The 16283-nt window shown below is 76.9% G+C and carries 17 protein-coding genes and 1 pseudogene; 10 read left to right on the top strand and 8 right to left on the bottom strand.

Annotated elements, in window-relative coordinates; genetic code table 11:
- The first annotated feature begins 87 nt into the window (after positions 1–87).
- Positions 88–1209, top strand: a complete 1122-nt coding sequence (locus tag IF30_RS0130470; protein ID WP_030244456.1) for a uroporphyrinogen-III synthase — start codon at positions 88–90, stop codon at positions 1207–1209.
- Entirely contained in the window at positions 1209–1913 is a 705-nt protein-coding gene (locus IF30_RS0130465) for a sirohydrochlorin chelatase (RefSeq protein ID WP_051711563.1), read from the top strand. Before IF30_RS0130470 ends, IF30_RS0130465 begins: the two co-directional genes overlap by 1 nt.
- Here IF30_RS0130465 and IF30_RS42220 read toward each other — a convergent pair.
- On the bottom strand, positions 1890–2192 hold the full coding sequence (locus IF30_RS42220) for an alpha/beta fold hydrolase (protein WP_030244453.1): 303 nt from the start codon (positions 2190–2192) through the stop codon (positions 1890–1892). The two genes, IF30_RS0130465 and IF30_RS42220, sit on opposite strands and share 24 nt — an antisense overlap.
- A gap of 25 nt (positions 2193–2217) precedes the next feature.
- On the opposite strand from IF30_RS42220, the gene IF30_RS0130455 reads away from it, so the two are divergent.
- Positions 2218–2472: a TetR family transcriptional regulator C-terminal domain-containing protein gene (locus tag IF30_RS0130455; protein WP_234322901.1), complete on the top strand. Its 255-nt coding sequence runs from the start codon at positions 2218–2220 to the stop codon at positions 2470–2472.
- A 108-nt stretch (positions 2473–2580) separates the two neighbouring features.
- Here IF30_RS0130455 and IF30_RS0130450 read toward each other — a convergent pair whose 3' ends face one another.
- Positions 2581–4251: a purple acid phosphatase family protein gene (locus tag IF30_RS0130450; protein ID WP_158835598.1), complete on the bottom strand. Its 1671-nt coding sequence runs from the start codon at positions 4249–4251 to the stop codon at positions 2581–2583.
- A gap of 217 nt (positions 4252–4468) precedes the next feature.
- On the opposite strand from IF30_RS0130450, the gene IF30_RS0130445 reads away from it, so the two are divergent.
- On the top strand, positions 4469–5524 hold the full coding sequence (locus tag IF30_RS0130445; RefSeq protein WP_030244450.1) for an NAD-dependent epimerase/dehydratase family protein: 1056 nt from the start codon (positions 4469–4471) through the stop codon (positions 5522–5524).
- A gap of 49 nt (positions 5525–5573) precedes the next feature.
- Here the strand turns inward: IF30_RS0130445 and IF30_RS0130440 are convergent, their stop codons facing one another.
- Together IF30_RS0130440 and IF30_RS0130435 are read right to left on the bottom strand one after the other, a co-directional pair.
- A complete protein-coding gene (locus IF30_RS0130440; RefSeq protein ID WP_030244449.1) occupies positions 5574–6728 on the bottom strand; it encodes a sensor histidine kinase in 1155 nt (384 codons plus the stop codon).
- Positions 6725–7480 (bottom strand): response regulator transcription factor, encoded by a 756-nt coding sequence (locus IF30_RS0130435; RefSeq protein ID WP_234322900.1) that lies wholly within the window; start codon positions 7478–7480, stop codon positions 6725–6727. The genes IF30_RS0130440 and IF30_RS0130435 overlap by 4 nt, the downstream gene beginning before the upstream one ends.
- Before the next feature lie 229 nt (positions 7481–7709).
- Between IF30_RS0130435 and IF30_RS49790 the strand changes: the two are divergent.
- From IF30_RS49790 to IF30_RS0130425, 3 genes and pseudogenes are all read left to right on the top strand, one after another.
- A pseudogene (locus IF30_RS49790) lies at positions 7710–8420 on the top strand (glycosyltransferase family 2 protein); the annotation flags it as partial.
- Between the two features lie 102 nt (positions 8421–8522).
- Complete coding sequence (locus IF30_RS49785) at positions 8523–9050, top strand: DUF2064 domain-containing protein (RefSeq protein ID WP_234322903.1); 528 nt, start codon at positions 8523–8525, stop codon at positions 9048–9050.
- Complete coding sequence (locus tag IF30_RS0130425) at positions 9047–9706, top strand: class I SAM-dependent methyltransferase (protein ID WP_078891838.1); 660 nt, start codon at positions 9047–9049, stop codon at positions 9704–9706. Before IF30_RS49785 ends, IF30_RS0130425 begins: the two co-directional genes overlap by 4 nt.
- A gap of 173 nt (positions 9707–9879) precedes the next feature.
- Here the strand turns inward: IF30_RS0130425 and IF30_RS0130420 are convergent, their stop codons facing one another.
- From IF30_RS0130420 to IF30_RS0130410, 3 genes are all read right to left on the bottom strand, one after another.
- The gene (locus IF30_RS0130420; RefSeq protein ID WP_030244445.1) at positions 9880–10488 is read right to left on the bottom strand and encodes a cytochrome b/b6 domain-containing protein; all 609 of its coding nucleotides are present in this window, start codon (positions 10486–10488) and stop codon (positions 9880–9882) included.
- On the bottom strand, positions 10472–11203 hold the full coding sequence (locus IF30_RS0130415; RefSeq protein WP_030244443.1) for a molybdopterin-dependent oxidoreductase: 732 nt from the start codon (positions 11201–11203) through the stop codon (positions 10472–10474). Before IF30_RS0130415 ends, IF30_RS0130420 begins: the two co-directional genes overlap by 17 nt.
- A gap of 99 nt (positions 11204–11302) precedes the next feature.
- Complete coding sequence (locus IF30_RS0130410; protein WP_051711558.1) at positions 11303–12724, bottom strand: glycosyltransferase family 87 protein; 1422 nt, start codon at positions 12722–12724, stop codon at positions 11303–11305.
- A gap of 105 nt (positions 12725–12829) precedes the next feature.
- Between IF30_RS0130410 and IF30_RS0130405 the strand changes: the two genes are divergently transcribed.
- Entirely contained in the window at positions 12830–13954 is a 1125-nt protein-coding gene (locus tag IF30_RS0130405) for a molybdopterin-dependent oxidoreductase (protein WP_030244439.1), read from the top strand.
- Positions 13954–14457 carry a hypothetical protein gene (locus IF30_RS42215; RefSeq protein ID WP_063752847.1) on the top strand — a complete coding sequence of 168 codons (504 nt, stop codon included), beginning with the start codon at positions 13954–13956 and terminating at the stop codon, positions 14455–14457. The genes IF30_RS0130405 and IF30_RS42215 overlap by 1 nt, the downstream gene beginning before the upstream one ends.
- Here the strand turns inward: IF30_RS42215 and IF30_RS0130395 are convergent.
- Entirely contained in the window at positions 14423–15277 is an 855-nt protein-coding gene (locus IF30_RS0130395) for an S-methyl-5'-thioadenosine phosphorylase (protein ID WP_030244436.1), read from the bottom strand. The genes IF30_RS42215 and IF30_RS0130395 overlap by 35 nt on opposite strands.
- A 295-nt stretch (positions 15278–15572) precedes the next feature.
- Between IF30_RS0130395 and IF30_RS50650 the strand changes: the two genes are divergently transcribed.
- Positions 15573–16238 (top strand): transglycosylase family protein, encoded by a 666-nt coding sequence (locus IF30_RS50650; protein ID WP_030244435.1) that lies wholly within the window; start codon positions 15573–15575, stop codon positions 16236–16238.
- The last annotated feature ends 45 nt before the right edge of the window (positions 16239–16283 follow it).

The raw sequence follows: 16283 nt of genomic DNA, 5'->3' as shown, positions 1-16283 counted from the left end.
CTGCCGTAACCGCAGCGGCACTTTCGCTTACCGGCAGGTGACGGCCGGGCAATGCCGCCGTAACACGAGCGCCCCAGGCTGACCGGCATGGCAACCCTCACCCAGCCCGGACCGCTCACCGGCTTCACCGTCGGGGTCACCGCGGCACGCCGCCGCGAGGAGCTCACCGCCCTGCTCGCCCGGCGCGGCGCGCAGGTCGTCGAGGCACCGGTGCTGCGCATCCTGCCGCTCGCCGACGACCTCGCCCTGCGCGAGGCCACCGACCGCTGCCTGGCCGCCCCGCTCGACTACGTGGTGGCCACCACCGGGGTCGGCTGGCGCGGCTGGATGAGCGCCGCCGAGGGCTGGGGCCGGGGCGCCGCGATCGCCGACGCCTGCCGGGGGGCCGTGGTGCTCACCCGCGGGCCCAAGGCCACCGGCGCGGTCCGCGCCAGCGGCCTGGACGAGGGCTACTCCCCCGCCACCGAGGCCACCGACGAACTCCTCACCTGGCTGCTCGCCCGCCCCCTCGCCGGGCGCCGGATCGCCGTCCAGGAACACGGCGTACGCCTCGACGCCTTCGCGGCGGCGCTGCGCGAACGCGGCGCCGAGGTGATCTCCGTCCCGGTGTACCGCTGGGCGCCCCCCGAGGACCCGGGCGCCGTCCGCCGGCTGCTCGACCAGACCGTACGACGCCAACTGCACGCGCTCACCTTCACCAGCGCCCCCGCCATCACCGCCCTCCTCGCCGCCGCCGAGACCGAAGGCCTGTACGAGGCGCTGCTCGACGCCCTGCGCGCGGACGTCCTGCCGGTCTGCGTGGGCACCCTGTGCGCCCGCCCGCTCACCGACCTCGGACTGCCCGCCGTCCACCCCGACCGCGGCCGGCTCGGCTCGCTGGTCCGGCTGCTCGCGGACGTCCTCCCCGGCCGCGGCAAGCGCGAAGTCGCCCTCGCCGGGCAGCTGTTGACCCTCCAGGGGAACGCCGCACTGGTCGACGGGCAGAGCCATCTGCTCAGTCCGCGCGGCGCCGCCGTGCTACGTGCCCTCGCCGAACACCCCGGCCGGGTGCTCAGCCGCGCCGAACTCCTGCGCGCTGCCTGGCCGGACGCCTCCGCCGACGAGCACGCCGTCGAAGCCGCCGTCGGCCGGCTGCGCGCCGCCCTGGGCCCGCACGCGACGCTGATCCGCACCGTCCCCAAGCGCGGCTACCGGCTGGCGGCGGGCTGATGGCGCCCGTCCTGCTCGCCGTGGCACACGGCAGCCGCGACCCGGCCGCCCTCACCTCGACCCGCGCCCTGCTGCGGGCGGTTCGCGCGCTCCGCCCCGAACTGGCCGTCCGCTGCTGCTTCCTGGACCTCGCCCGACCGTCGCTCGACCAGGCGCTCGCCCGACTCGCCGACCGGCAGCCCGTCCTGGTGCCCCTCCTCCTCGGCACCGGCTACCACATCCGGGTCGACATCCCCGCCGCGCTCGCAGGCGCCGGCCTCCCGCACGCCCGGCTCGCCCCCGCCCTCGGCCCGCACCCGCTGCTCGCCGACGCCCTCGCCGACCGCCTCGCCGGCGCGGGCGCCCCGGCGCACGCCCCCGTGGTCCTCGCCGGGGCCGGCTCCTCCGACCCCACCGCCCTCGCCGACACCACCCGGATGGCCCGGCTCCTCGCCGCCCGCCTGGGCCGCGCCGTCACGCCCGCCCACCTCTCCGCCGCAACCCCCACCCCCCGGCAGGCCGTCGCCGACCTCCAGGCGGCCGGCCACCCGCACGTGGCCCTCGCCACCTACCTCCTCGCCCCCGGCTTCTTCGCCCGCCGCGCAGCCGCCACGCCGGCGGCGTGGACCAGCCCCCCGCTGGGCGCCCACCCGGCCGTCGCGCGCCTCGTCCTCCGCCGCTACGACGAGGCGCGGACGGCGTCAGCGCAGGCCGCCGCCGCCTGACGCTCCCCCGACGAACGCCGACAGCCGCTCGGTGACCAGTTCCGGCCGCTCCAGGTTCAGCCCGTGCCCGGCCCGCTCGACCACCTCCACCCGCACCCCCGGAACCAGCGCGGTCACCCGCTCCACCACCCGCCGCGGCCGCAGCGGCGCGCTGCGCCTGCCCACCAGGACGAGCGCGGGCACCCCGATCGACCGCAGCTCCTCGTCCGTGAACGGCCGGGCCGCCGGCCGGGTGCTCGGCTTGTAGCTGCGCATCGCGAGCATCAGCGGCGCGATCATCTCGGGCGGCGCACCGAGCGCCGGGTTGGCGAGCAGCCGCCCGACGGCCGGGCGCCTCGCGGCCCCCGACGAGATGGAGGCCTTCCTGGCCGGCCACCTCACCGCCGCCCAGGCCGACGGCACCGCCGACCCCCGCCTCGACCCCCGCCACGAGGCCGTCGTCCTCCTGGCCGTCTCAGCCGGCCTGGGCCTGAGCGTCCTGCTCGGCCAACGGACGGCCGCAGCGGCCACCACCGTCCTCCACTACCACCTCGACCGCCTCTTCCCCACCGGCACGTGACAGGGGATCCGAGCACCGACAACCCCCACCACGACGAACGCCGGCCTCCGAGAGTGATCTCGGAGGCCGGCGGTTCCCACCGGCCCGGGCGGTGAGGCCTGTTGCGGGCTACCGCCGGGCGGCGGCCGCCCGGTCGCGACCGTCGGCGCGGTCGGCGTTGTCGGCACGGTCGGCACGGTCGGCGTTGTCGGCGTTCTCGTCGCGGTCGCGGCCCCAGCCGTCGCTGCGGTCGCGGTAGAGGGTGAAGCGGTCGTACAGGACCGGCGTCGGGAGGGGGTTGGCGGCGGTGGCCGGTACCGAGTGGTAGTAGCTGACGGTGATGGTGGTCTCGCCGCCGGGGACGAGTCCCGGGTCGACGTCGAAGACGGCGACACCGTACGGGAAGCGGGTGTCGGGGTCGGTGACGGCCGACCAGTGGGCCTTCTCCTTGGCGTCCGGGTCGGCCTTGAAGGTGAGCCGCTGGGTGCGCACGCTCGCCTGGCGGACGCCGTCGGCGTCGGCGGGCAGGTAGACGTCGTCGTGGCCGGCGGTGCCGCCGCCGCCGAGGATCAGGTGGACGGTGCCCTGCGAGGTGTCGATCCGGCGCAGGTCGTCGTCGACGACGGCCGGGGTGAGCAGGCCGCCCGGTGCGGTGCCGCGCACCGGGTGGGTGCGCTCGTAGTCGTGGTCGTGGCCGGCCAGGACGAGGTCGACGGAGTAGCGGTCGAGCAGGGGCAGCAGCTTCTCGCGGATGCCCATGTCGCCGCCGTGGCTGGCGGCGGACGAGGACATCGCGAACTGGTGCAGGTTGGCGACGATCCAGTCGACCTGGCGGCCGTCCCGGGCGCGCGACAGCACCCGTTCCAGCCAGCGGAGTTGGGCGCCCTCGCTGTAGTCGTTGAGGTAGATGGACCGGCCGGTGGCCGGGTCGATGCTCGCGTCGTCCTCGACGGCGATGTCGTTGCCGTCGAGGCTGACGAAGAGCACCGAACCGACCTGGAAGCTGTACCAGCTGCCGCAGAAGTCGCGGGTGCCGTTGTCGGGCAGTTCGAAGCGGGTCAGGTAGGAGGCGTATCCGAGGTCGCCGCCGCCGGCTTCCACCTCGTGGTTGCCGGGGGCGGGCATCCACGGGCGGTTGGCGGCCGACTTCGAGAGGTTGCTCATGAAGGCGTTCCAGCACTGCGGCTGGAGCTGCGGGTTGTTGTTGGCGTACGCGAGGTCGCCGTTGAGCAGGTGGAACAGGGGGGCGAACTGCTCGACCTGGCGGACGGCGGCGGCGCCGTGGATCGAGGACTTGCCGAACGCGTCGTCGCCGGTGCCCAGGTCCCCGAAGCTGGTGAAGCGGAAGGCGGCCCGGCCGCGGGCGGGCGCGGTGCGGAAGGTGCCGCGCACCGCGTCGGCGCCGTCGTGCAGCACCTCGTACACGTACGTGGTGTCGGGTCGCAGGCCGTCCAGGCGGACGTGGTGGGTGTGGGTCTCGACCCGGTTGAGTCCGTCCACGTAGCTGCGGGTCTCCGCGGGGACGGTGTGCCCGGCGCCGCCGCGCGGGGTGCCGACCCGGACCCGGGGGCGGCGCACGGTGGCGGCCGTCGCCCAGGAGACGGTCATCTCGCGGGACGGTTCGTTGCCCCACTGCAGGTGGATCTGCTCCGGCCCGGGGGTGCCGGCCACGGCCGGCTGGGTCCACAGCAGGGTGGACGCGGGCAGCGCGGCGAGCGCGCCGGCCGCCGTGCCCGTCCGCAGGACCGTCCTGCGCGAGGGACGCGAGGGATGCGAAGGATGTGTCGAAAGGTGTGCCACTGCCGCCTCCTGGCTCCGAGAAACGCCGAGGAGGGTCCCACGGTCGATGGAACGGACAGGCCACTTCGGACGGTGCGGACGGCGAACGGCAGTTGAACGCCGGCCCCGCCGAGCGCGCCCCCTCCCCCGCCGTCCCCTCCTCCGGACGGATTACCGAACTCTGACGCCGCCTCCGGACCCGCCCGAACGGCGCCCGGGCGCGGCTAGCGTCGGCGGCATGAAGATTCTGGTCACCGGCGGTGCCGGGTTCATCGGGTCGGCCGTCGTCAGAGCACTGGTCGCGGCCGGGCACGGGGTGCGGGTGCTGGACGCGCTGCTGCCCGCCGTCCACCCCTCCGGGCGGGCCCCGGAGCTGCCGGAGGGGGTGGCGTTCCACCACGCGGACATCCGTGACGCGGCCGCCGTCGAGCGGGCGCTCGACGGGGCGGACGCGGTCTGCCACCAGGCGGCGATGGTCGGCCTCGGGCTCGACCTCGACGACGCGCCCGCCTACGCCGCCTGCAACGACCTGGGCACCGCCGTGCTGCTGGCCGCCATGGCCCGCACCGGCGTCCGACGGCTCGTCCTGGCCGGCTCGATGGTGGTGTACGGCGAGGGCCGCTTCCACTGCCTCGAACACGGTGACGTCGCGCCAGGCCCGCGCCGCCCGGCCGACCTCCATGCCGGGCGTTTCGAGCCGCCCTGCCCCGCCTGCGACGGCCCGCTGCGGCCCTGCCTGGTCACCGAGGACGCCCCCGCCGATCCGCGCAACGTCTACGCCGCCACCAAGCTCGCCCAGGAGCACCTGGCCTCCGCCTGGGCCCGCGCCTGCCGGGGCGCCGTGCTGACGCTGCGTTACCACAACGTCTACGGCCCGGGCATGCCGCGCGACACCCCGTACGCCGGGGTCGCCTCGCTGTTCCGCTCGGCGCTGGCCCGGGGGGAGGCGCCGCGGGTGTTCGAGGACGGCGGCCAACGCCGCGACTTCGTGCACGTCGAGGACGTCGCCGCCGCCAACCTGGCCGCGCTCGCCGCCGTCGGCGGCCGCCCGGCGGGCAGCGCCCGCGCCTACAACGTCGGCAGCGGCGAGGCCCGGACGGTCGGCGAGATGGCCGGGGCGCTGGCGACGGCGTTCGGCGGCCCGGCGCCGGTGGTGACGGGCGAGTACCGTCTCGGCGACGTCCGGCACATCACCGCGGACTCCTCCCGGCTGCGCGCCGAGCTCGGCTGGCGTCCCCGGGTGGCGTTCCACGCCGGGATGGCCGGGTTCGCGGCGGCGCCCCTGCGGGTGTGAGGCCGGCCCGGTGCCCCTGCGGGCGTGCGGCCGGCTGGGCGCCGCGGGTCTAGGAGCTTCCCCGCGGCGCCGGCAGGGCGATCTCGAAGCAGCAGCCCCCGGCGACGTTGTGCACCCGGGCCCGTCCGGCGTGCGCCTCGACGATGCCGCGCACGATGGCGAGTCCGAGCCCGGCGCCGCTGTCCCCGGGCTCGCCCGCCGCCCGGCCGTCGTCGCGGCGGGGTGTCCGGGCGGCTCCGCCGCGCCAACCCGTCTCGAACACCCGGGGGAGGTCCTGTTCGGGGATGCCGCCGCAGCCGTCGGTCACCGACAGGACCACCTCGTCGGCCTCCCGCCGGGCGGCGACCGCCACCACGCCGTCCTCGGGAGTCGAGCGGATCGCGTTGACCAGCAGGTTCCCGAGGACCCGGGTGATCTCCCGGCTGTCCACCTCGACCGGCTCGGCCGCCACCTGCCGCCCCTCCAGCCGGACGCCCCGGCGCCGGGCCAGCGGGTACGCCCCGGCCAGCGCGTCGTCCACCAGGTCGTAGACGGAGACCCGGGTGAGCGAGAGGGAGAGCGCTCCGGCCTGGATGCGGGAGAGTTCGAACAGGTCGTCCACCATCCCGGTGAGCCGCTCGACCTCCGTCCGGATCCGCACCAGGTACCGCTCGGGTTCCTCGGCGACGCCGTCCTCCAGTGCCTCGGCCATCGCCCGGAGCCCGGCCAGCGGGGTGCGCAGGTCGTGGGAGATCCAGGCGATCAGCTCCCGGCGGGAGTGCTCCAGCGTCTTCTCGCGCGCCCGGGACTCCGCCAGCCGGGCGCTGGTGGCGGCCAACTCGGCGCTCAGTGCGGCCAGTTCGGCGCCCAGTGGACGGTCGGGCGCGGTGAACCCGGCATCGCTGCCGACCGTGCGGGCGGCCACCGTGAGCGCCCGGCTGCCGGCCACCACCTGGCGGCCGAGCAGCGCGGCGGTCAGCAGCGAGACGACGGCGGCCATGCCGAGCACGGTGATGACCACGCCGAGGTCGTGGGTGGACAGGAACATCGCCTGGGCGACGGCGAAGGTGCCGGAGGTCACCGCGAGCACCGTCACCACGGCCACGCAGAACAGCGACCACGCCACCGAGCGGCGGCGCAGCAGCCGGATCGCCGCCCAGCCGGGCAGGCCGGCCCCGCCCGCGCCGAGCGCGGCGAACAGGGCGATCAGCAGCAGGTCCTTCACTCCGCACCGCCCTGCGCGCCGCCGGCCGGGTCGTAGCGGTAGCCGACGCCCCAGACGGTGCTGATCAGGGCCGGCGCGGCCGGGTCGTCCTCGATCTTCTCGCGCAGCCGGCGGACGTGGACGGTGACCGTCGAGAGGTCGCCGAAGTCCCAGCCCCAGACCCGGCGCATCAGGTCCTGGCGGGAGAACACCGTGCCGGGGTGCCGGACCAGGAACGCCAGGAGGTCGAACTCACGCAGCGTCAGGGCGAGTTCGCCACCGCGGCGATGAGCGCGCCGGGCCCTGGGGTCGAGCGTGACGTCCCCCGAGCGGATCTCCCCGCCACCCCCGCCGTCGCCGTCCCCGCCCTCCGCCGGTCCGGGCCCGGCCCCGGCTCGCGCGCGCCGCAGCACCGACTGCACCCGCAGCACCAGCTCGCGGGGGCTGAACGGCTTGGTCACGTAGTCGTCCGCGCCGAGCTCCAGGCCGAGGATGCGGTCCGCCTCGTCGCCCTTGGCGGTGAGCAGGACCACCGGCAGCCCGGCACCGGCGGCGGAGGCGCGCAGCCGACGCAGCACCTCCAGGCCGTCGAGGCCCGGCAGCATGAGGTCCAGCACCAGCAGGTCCGGCCGAATGCGCTCGGCGAGGGCGAGGCCCTGCGCACCGTCGGCGGCGCGGTCCACGCGGCACCCGGCGCGGGTGAGGTACCCGGCGACGACCTCGGCGACCGTGGGGTCGTCGTCGATCACCAGGATGTACGGGGTGTCGTTCACCCCGCCGAGGATAGGAGGCCGGAGCGCCCGCCGCGTCCTCCGCCGGTCGGCGTCCGCGTTCCGTAAGATCCGCGGCCGCCCCCGGGCCCCGCCGCCACCCGGCCCGGACCCGCCGGGATCCGCCCGCCGCCCCCCGGGCTCCGCCGGACGGGTCAGTCGCCGCGACGTCCGACTTCCGTAAGGCGCCGGTACGGCCGCACCCCGCCCCGGCGCACCTAACGTGGCCCGCGTGACCTCACCCACCTCCTCCTCTCCGACCGTCGACGTCGTGCTGCCCTGCCTCGACGAGGCCGCCGCGCTGCCCTGGGTGCTGGGGCGGATCCCGGCGGGCTGGCGGGCGGTCGTCGTCGACAACGGCTCGCGGGACGGCTCCGCCGAGCTCGCCCGCTCCCTCGGCGCGACGGTGGTCGAGGAGCCCCGGCGCGGCTTCGGCGCCGCCTGCCACGCCGGGCTGCGCGCCGCCACCGCCGACCTGGTCTGCTTCCTGGACTGCGACGGCTCACTCGATCCCGCCCAACTCCCCCGGGTGACGGGCCCGGTGCTGGCCGGCGCCGCCGACCTCGTCCTGGGCCGCCGCCGGCCGGCCGGGCCGGGCGCCTGGCCGCTGCACGCCCGCCTCGCCAACGCCGCCCTGGCGCGGCGGCTGCGCGCGCGCACCGGTGCGCCGCTGCACGACCTCGGGCCGATGCGCGCCGCCCGCCGGGACCGGCTGCTGGCCCTCGGCCTCGGCGACCGGCGCTCCGGCTACCCGCTGGAGATGGTGCTCGCGGCGTCGGCGGCCGGGCTGCGGATCGCCGAGACGCCCGTCGACTACCTGCCGCGCACCGGTCGGTCCAAGGTGACCGGCACCCTTCGCGGCACCCGCCAGGCGGTCCGCGACATGCGTGCCGTCCTGGCCGCGCCCCCGCCGACCCTCCTGGTGATCGCCAAGGCGCCCGTCCCGGGCCGGGTGAAGACGCGGCTCACCCCGCCCTGCACCCCCGAGCAGGCCGCGGCGCTGGCCGAGGCCGCGCTCACCGACACCCTGCGCACCCTGGGCGCGATGCCCGCCGGGCGGCGGCTGCTGGTGCTGGACGGCGAACCGGGCCGGTGGCTGCCCGCCGGCTGGGAGGTCCTGCCGCAGTCCGGCGGCGGGCTGGACGAGCGCCTGGCCGCCGCCTTCGCGCACGCCGCCCGGCTGGCCCCCGGGGCGCCCGCGCTGCTGGTCGGGATGGACACCCCGCAGCTGAGCGCCGCCGCGCTGGCCGAGCCGCTGTCGGCCGCCCGACGCGCGGGCGTGGACGCCTGGTACGGGCCGGCGGCGGACGGCGGCTTCTGGGCGCTGGGCCTCGCCCGGCCGACGGCGCAGCTGGCCGAGCGCCTGTTGCACGGCGTGCCGATGTCCACGCCCCGGACCGGATCGGCCCTCCTCCAGCGCCTCACCCGAGCCGGGCTGACGACCCATCAGCTCCCCGAACTGACCGACGTGGACACCGTGGAGGACGCCCTCCTGGTCGCCGCCGAAGCCCCGCGCAGCCGCTTCGCCGCGCGACTGGGCGAGGTCGGCCTCGCCCCCGGAGTGGCACGGTGACGACGACCGCGCCCTGGGTGGACGACCCGTTCGCCGAGGCCGTCCGCACCGGCCGGGGGCCCCTGTGGCTGCGCCGCGAGGACGGCCGGCGGCTCCGCCTGGACATCGAACGCTGGTGCGCCCCGGCCGCCGGCGCCGACCACAGCCTGCTGCTGCGCTGCACCCGCGCGGCCGCACCCGTCCTCGACCTCGGGTGCGGGCCGGGGCGGCTGGTGGCCGCGCTGCTCTCGCTCGGCGTCCCGGCCCTCGGGGTGGACATCACCAGGGCGGCCGTCACCCGCACCGTCGGCCTCGGCGGCCCGGCGCTCTGCCGATCCGTCTTCGACCGGCTGCCCGCCGAGGGCCGCTGGGGCGCCGCGCTGCTGGCCGACGGCAACCTGGGCATCGGCGGCGACCCGGACGCCCTGCTCCGGCGGGGCGCCGAACTCATCGCGCCGGACGGCCGGTTGCTCGTCGAGGTGGAGCCGGCCGAGGTGGACGAGCGCAGCACCGTCCGGGTGCAGGGCCCGGACGGGCGGCTCGGCCCGCCGTTCCCGTGGGCGCGGCTCGGCGCGGCCGCCACGCTGCGCCGGGCCCGGGCCGCCGCGGGCCTGGTCGAGGCGGAACGCTGGACGTCCCACGGCCGGCGGTTCCTCGCGCTGCGACGCGCGGGGTGAGCTGGTGCCGGGGTCCAGGGGGTCTTGCAGGGTGCCGGTCGTGCACCACGCGTGCGGCTGTCGCCCAACCGCCTCTCGGCCCCTCCGTCGGGGTGCCCCGGCGGCACCCTTCGTGGCGTCGGGGCCGAGCCTGCCAGATGCCCCGAGCTGCGACAAGACGTCCGTCCCGGCTCCTACTCCCCGTCCGCGGGCCGCCACTGCGGGTGCTCGCGTTCGGCCCAGCGGCGCTCGACCAGCCCGGTGCGCATCCCGAGCCGCGCCTCCGCGTCCTGCCAGGCCATCCGCACGTGCCCGGCGACCACGACGGCGATGGCCGCGGCCAGCCAGTCGTGCACGAAGGTCGCGCCGGTGCGCCAGGCCGCCGGGGCGAGGTGGGTGAGCCACATCAGCAGGCCGGTGCCGAGGATCACCAGCATCGTGCCGAGCGTCCACTGCGCGTACAGCTTCTGCCCGGCGTTGAACTTGCCCGCCGGGCGGTGCGGGGAACGCCGCCGCACCGCGCGCAGCCACTCCCGGTCGGCCGGGGTGAAGCGGCTCAGCCGGGCGGCGTCGGCGCGCAGCGCCCGGGAGGCGAGGCCGAGCAGCAGCGGCACCGGCAGGGCCAGTCCGCACCACACGTGCGCGGTCACCACCAGGCGCCGGTCGCCGACGAGTTCGGCGAGCGGCGCGAGGTAGAGGCAGGCGGCCGTGGCCAGGCAGACGCCCGTCAGCACGGCCGTCGTGCGGTGCACCCAGCGCTCGGCGCGGGTGAAGCGGAGCAGGAGTTCAGTTCGTCGGCGCATCGTCCCGCCCGTTCGATCGGCCGACCCAGGCGTCGACGTCGTAGCCGTTGTTCTCCCAGTAGCCCGGCTCGACCGCGTCGGTGACGGTGATCCCGGAGAGCCACTTGGCGGACTTGTAGAAGTACATCGGGGAGACGTAGAGCCGCACCGGCCCGCCGTGGGTGTGCGAGATCGGGCCGTCCTGCATCCGCAGCGCGACCAGGACGTCGTCCCGCCGGGCCTGCTCCAGGGTGAGGCTCTCGGTGTACGCGCCGTCGAAGCAGCTGAACCTGACGGCGGTGGCGCCGGGCCGCACGCCGGCCTCGTCCAGCAGGTGGGCGAGGGGCACGCCCTCGAACGGGGTGTCCGGCACCCGCCAGCCGGTCACGCACTGGACGTCCTTGACCAGGCGGCGCTGGGGCATCGCCTGGAGGTCCGGCAGCCGGTGCGTCGCCGGCCGGTCCACCAGGCCGTCCACGGTGAGGGTGTAGGTCCGGGCGTCCCGCTCGGGCACGGAGGAGACCACCGAGTAGTAGCGGAAGCCGTTGTTGCCGGGCAGCAGTCCGGTCAGCCCGCTGGGATCCCGCTCGGCGAGGTTCGACTGCACGCGCTGCAGGTACGGGCCGGCCGCCACCCCGAGGGCTCCGAGGCCGAGCAGCCCGAGCACCACCCGCCGCCCCACCGGGGTGCCCCGGGGGTCACCGCCCGTTCCGCCCGCGCTGTCCGCGCTCTCCACGCCGTTCGCGCCGTCCGCGCCGTCCGCTCTGTCCACGCGACGATTGGACCAGGTGATCCGGCGCCTGACGACGGCCGGGGCCGATCCGTCAGGCTTTCGTCATCTCTGCCGGGCCTCTGCCGGATCCCCGCCGACGGCCCGGTCCGCCGGCCGGGGCCCGCTCGCCGGTCCGGCTGCCGGCCCGCTCGGCGACCCGCTCGGCGGCATCGCGGCCGCGGCCCTGGTCCGGCGTCCTGCCCGGCCGCGCAGCGCCGCGCCCGCCACGACGCACACCGACGCGACGCCGTAGCCGAGCTGTTGGGCCCCCATGCCGCCGGTGAGGTAGAGGTACTGCCCGGCGGCCGGGACGGCGAGCCACTCCCAGCGCCCGTCGAGCGCGACCAGGGCCACCACCAGCAGGCCGTACCACGGGTAGGCCGGCTCGACGACGAGCAGCGCCGTGCCGGTGACCAGCAGGGCGCCGTCCCAGGGCCGGTCCGGGCTGCCGCGCCGGAGCACCCACAGGCACACGGCGGCCAGCACCGCCCCGGCGGCCCAAGGCAGCAGCCCGTCCGGGAGCACCAGGGCCAGGAGCCCGAAGCGGTCGAGCCGGCCCTGCTCGTAGCCCTCCTCCTTCAGGTAGCCGGGCAGGTAGCCGAGCACCCCGGTGCCCGAGGCGGCGAGGTACGGCAGGTAGGCCAGGGCAGACGCGCCGAGCGCCGAGCCCAGCAGGACGAGGCGCTCGCGGGCCGGTCGTCGGGGGAGCGCTCCGGGCAGGGCCAGGCCCGGGATCAGCTTGACCGCCACGGCCGCGCCCAGCAGCAGCCCGGCGGCCGTGAGCCTGCGGCGCGCGAGGCAGCCGAGGGCGACGACCAGCAGCAGCGCGCCCAGGGTGTCCACGTGCGCGTCGTTGGCGGACCAGACCGTCACCCCCGGGCACCACCCCCACAGCGCCGCCCGCCGGCTCCCCCGCCCGACCACCAGCAGCGCGCCCGTCGTCGCCACGGCGAGCAGTGCGCCGGCCGCCTGCACGCCGCGCACCCCGCCGCCGAACGGGTGCACCACCAGGAACCAGGCCTGCGCGACCGGCGGGTAGATGGTGTGCACCGCCGGGCGGTTGATCCGCGTGCAGTCCCCGGCGGCCGTCCGCCGCACGTCCCAGCCTTCGCAGGCCCCGCCCACGGGCCACAGCCCCGGATCCCGCAGCCCGACGAGCGCCGGGTCGTCCGGGGTGTGCGCGTACGGCGAGATCCCCGCGGCCTGGACGCGGCCGTCCCAGACGTAGCGGTACGCGTCGTCGCTGGTGCGCGGCGGCGCGAGCAGCCCGACGGCGGCCACCGCGACGCTGCCGGCCAGCACCAGCGGCGCCACCTGACGGCGCGGCACCCGCCGAAGCGCCGCGAGCGCGAGCGCGAACAGCACCGCGTCGACCGTGTACCAGGCGTACAGCGGCGCCCGGTGGGCGAGCGTGCCGCCCCCGGTGACGGTGAGTACGAGCGCCCCGACCAGGGCGGCGAGCGCGAGCAGAGCACGAGTGGGCATGCGCCCACCCTCCCAGCGGCGGCGGCGCCCCGGCCGCAGCGGCGGGCCACCGTTCGGATTCCGTAAGCACGTCGCGGCGCCGCGAACCGGCGGACCGACGGTTCCATGGAGCCCGTGACCCCGAAACCCCTCCCGCCACCGCTGCCCGCCTTCCGCTCGCCGCTGCACGAGCCGCGCACCGCGGTGGTGCTCGGCCGCCTGCTGGGCGCCGCGCTGCTGCTCTGCTTCCTGACCGGGCTGATCAGCCACGCCCTGCAGGACCCCCCGGCCTGGCTGACGCCCCACCTGCCGAGCCGCCCGGTGAACGGCTACCGGGTGACCCAGGGGCTGCACGTGATCAGTGGCCTCGCCGCCGTCCCGCTTCTCGGCGCGAAACTGTGGACGGTCTACCCCCGCCTGTTCGAGTGGCCGCCGGTGCGCGGTGCGGTGCACGCGCTGGAGCGGCTCGGGATCCTCGTCCTCGTCGCCGCGATGCTGCTGGAGCTGTTCACCGGGCTGCTCAACACGCTGCAGTGGTACCCGTGGCCCTTCCCCTTCCGCCAGACCCACTTCTGGCTCGGCTGGCTCGCCACCGGCGGCCTGCTGATCCACGTCGCGGCGAAGGGCACGCTGATCGCGCGGCACTGGCGCCGCCCGGCCGCCGGGCTGCCGCAGCGCCGGGCCTTCCTCACCGCCGTGGCGGCCGCCGTCGGCGCCGTCACCGTGACGACCGCCGGGCAGACCGTCCCGTTCCTCAGCGGACTGGACGTGCTCGCCCCGCGGCGCCCGGACATCGGCCCGCAGGGCCTGCCGGTGAACCGCACCGCCGCCCAGGCCGGGACGGTCACCGTGCCGGACGGCTGGCAGCTCCACGTGGTCGGCCCCCGCCCGTACCGGCTCTCCCTCGCCGAACTCGCCCGACTCCCGCAGTACGAGGTCGAGTTGCCGATCGCCTGCGTCGAGGGCTGGAGCGCGAGCGCCCGCTGGACGGGTGTCCGGATCGCCGATCTGCTGGAGCGGGCGGGCGCCCCGGGCGGCTCCGGGCTGCGGATCACCTCGCTGGAGGCGGACGGGCCCTACCGGGTGACGCAGATGCCCGCCGAGTACGCCGCCGACCCGCTCACCCTGCTCGCCCTGAAGGTCAACGGCGAGGTGCTGACGGCGGACCACGGCTTTCCCGCGCGGATCATCGCCCCGAACCGGCCGGGCGTGCTGCAGACCAAGTGGGTCGCCCGCCTGGAGGTGGTCTGATGCCCGGCCCGACGGCCCGGTGGCTGCGCGCGGCCCTGCTGCTCGGCGGGCTCGCCCTGACCGCTTACGGCCTGTCCGGCCTGCTCACCGACTCCTACGTCACCGACCCGTTCGGCGTCCTGGTCTGGGCGCTGGGCGCGGCGCTGCTGCACGACGGGCTGTGGGCGCCACTGGTCTGCCTCGTCGGCGCACACCTCGCGCGCGGGCCGGTGCTGCGCGGCTGGCTCGTCGTCGCGGCGGCGGTGAGCGCCGTCGGGCTGCCGGCCGTCCTGCGGGGCGGCGAGGACCACGGCAACCCGTCCGTCCTGCCGCTCCCGTACCTGCGCAACTGGCTGCTGGTGCTGGCGGCCACCGCCGGGCTCGCGCTGTTGCTCGCGCTCGCCCGGTGGTGGCGCCGGCACCGGCGGCACCGCGGCGCGCAGAGCCGGGGCCCCCGGCTCAGGAGCGCCAGGTTGGGGCGCGCCAGGCTCAGGCGCCGGGAACGCCCGGCAGACCCGTCGTGAGCCCGTCCAGGGCGTGCGAGCACACGCAGTCCCGGTCGGCGGGCAGGCTCTCCAGCGCCTTGAACAGGACGGTGCGCAGCCGGTCGACGTTTCCGGCGAACGCCGCCAGCACCTCCGCGTGGGTGACCCCCTCGCCGCTCCCCGCTCCCGCGTCCAGGTCGGTGACCAGCGCCAACGAGGTGTAGCAGAGGCCCAGTTCGCGCGCCAGCACCGCCTCCGGGTGGCCGGTCATGCCGACCACCGACCAGCCGTTGGCGGCGAACCAGCGGGACTCCGCGCGGGTGGAGAAGCGCGGCCCCTCGATCACCACGAGGGTGCCGCCGTCCACCGGCTCCCAGGCCGCGTCGCGGGCCGCGTCCAGGGCGGCCCGCCGCCCGGCCGGGCAGTACGGGTCGGCCATCGACACGTGCACCACCTCTGGGACGGCCCCGCCCGGCAGCGGCAGGCCGTCGTAGTAGGTCTGCACCCGGCCGGAGGTGCGGTCGACGAACTGGTCCGGCACCAGCAGCGTCCCGGGCCCGTACTCCGGGCGCAGCCCGCCGACCGCGCACGGCCCGAGCACCTGGCGCACGCCCAGGGAGTGCAGCGCCCAGAGGTTGGCGCGGTAGTCGATCCGGTGCGGCGGCAGTGCGTGGCCGCGCCCGTGCCGGGGCAGGAAGGCGACGCGGCGGCCGGCCACCTCGCCCAGGAACAGCGCGTCGCTCGGCGGCCCGTAGGGGGTGTCGACGCGGACCTCGGTCACGTCGTCCAGCAGCGCGTAGAGCCCGGAGCCGCCGATCACACCCAGCTCGGCGCGGACCGCGTCCTGATCGCTCGTCATCGTTCGTACCCTTCCTCGGAGAACGTCCCGGCCACTGTAGGCCGCCCGTTCGACGCGGCACCCTCGATCGGCCTTACGGTTCCCGGACGGCGGCCGGGGCGCGGCACGGGCCCGGCCGGGATGCGCGGCACGGGCCCCGCGGCCGATCGGCCGCGGTCCGGCGGAGTGGTCCGGGACCGCCGTGCGGGTGACCTCCCGGACGTGTCGGCGGCGGAACGCCCCGTCGGTCGTGCGTCGGTGGAAGGGCGCCGCCTTCGGACGGTGCGTGCCCTGTCCCCGGACCTGAGAGCCGCCCATGCCTTCCACCGCCCCCCTCCGCCACCTCGTCCCCACCGCACTCTGTGCCCTGACCGTGGCCCTCTCCGCCGCCCCGGCGGCCCACGCCGCTCCCCCGGGCCGCGGCACCGGATCCGACCCCGGAAACGTGGACGGCGGCCGGTACGACTGGGACGGCGTGGCGGCCTGCGAGAGCAGCGGCAACTGGCGCGTCAACACCGGCAACGGCTACTACGGCGGGCTCCAGTTCGACCAGCCCACCTGGCGCGAGAACGGCGGCCTCGCCTACGCCCCGCGCCCCGACCTCGCCACCCGCGACCAGCAGATCGCCGTCGCCCAGCACCTCGCCGACCGCCGCGGCCTCTCGCCGTGGCCCGTCTGCGGCACCCGTGCCGGCCGCGGCCACGACCGGGCCCACGACCGGGCCCAGGACCGGGGCCACGACCGGGGCCACGACCGGGGAACCGCCGTGCCGCCCAAGGCGACGGCCAAGAAGCACGACACGGCCGCCGCCCACTCCGCGGACGGCACCTGGACCGTCCGCGAGGGCGACACCCTCACCGACATCGCCGAGCACCTCCGGGTCCCCGGCGGCTGGACCGCCCTCTACAACCTCAACCGCTTCACCATCGGCGAGGACCCGGACCTCATCCTGCCCGGCACGGTCCTGACCCTCCCGTCCTGACCGTTCCCCTGACCCTGCTCCCCTGACCCGCCGCCCACGCCCACC

The sequence above is a fragment of the Streptomyces sp. NRRL S-350 genome, from assembly GCF_000719705.1.
Taxonomy (GTDB): Bacteria; Actinomycetota; Actinomycetes; order Streptomycetales; family Streptomycetaceae; genus Kitasatospora.
This window is presented reverse-complemented; position numbering and strand designations above follow the sequence as displayed.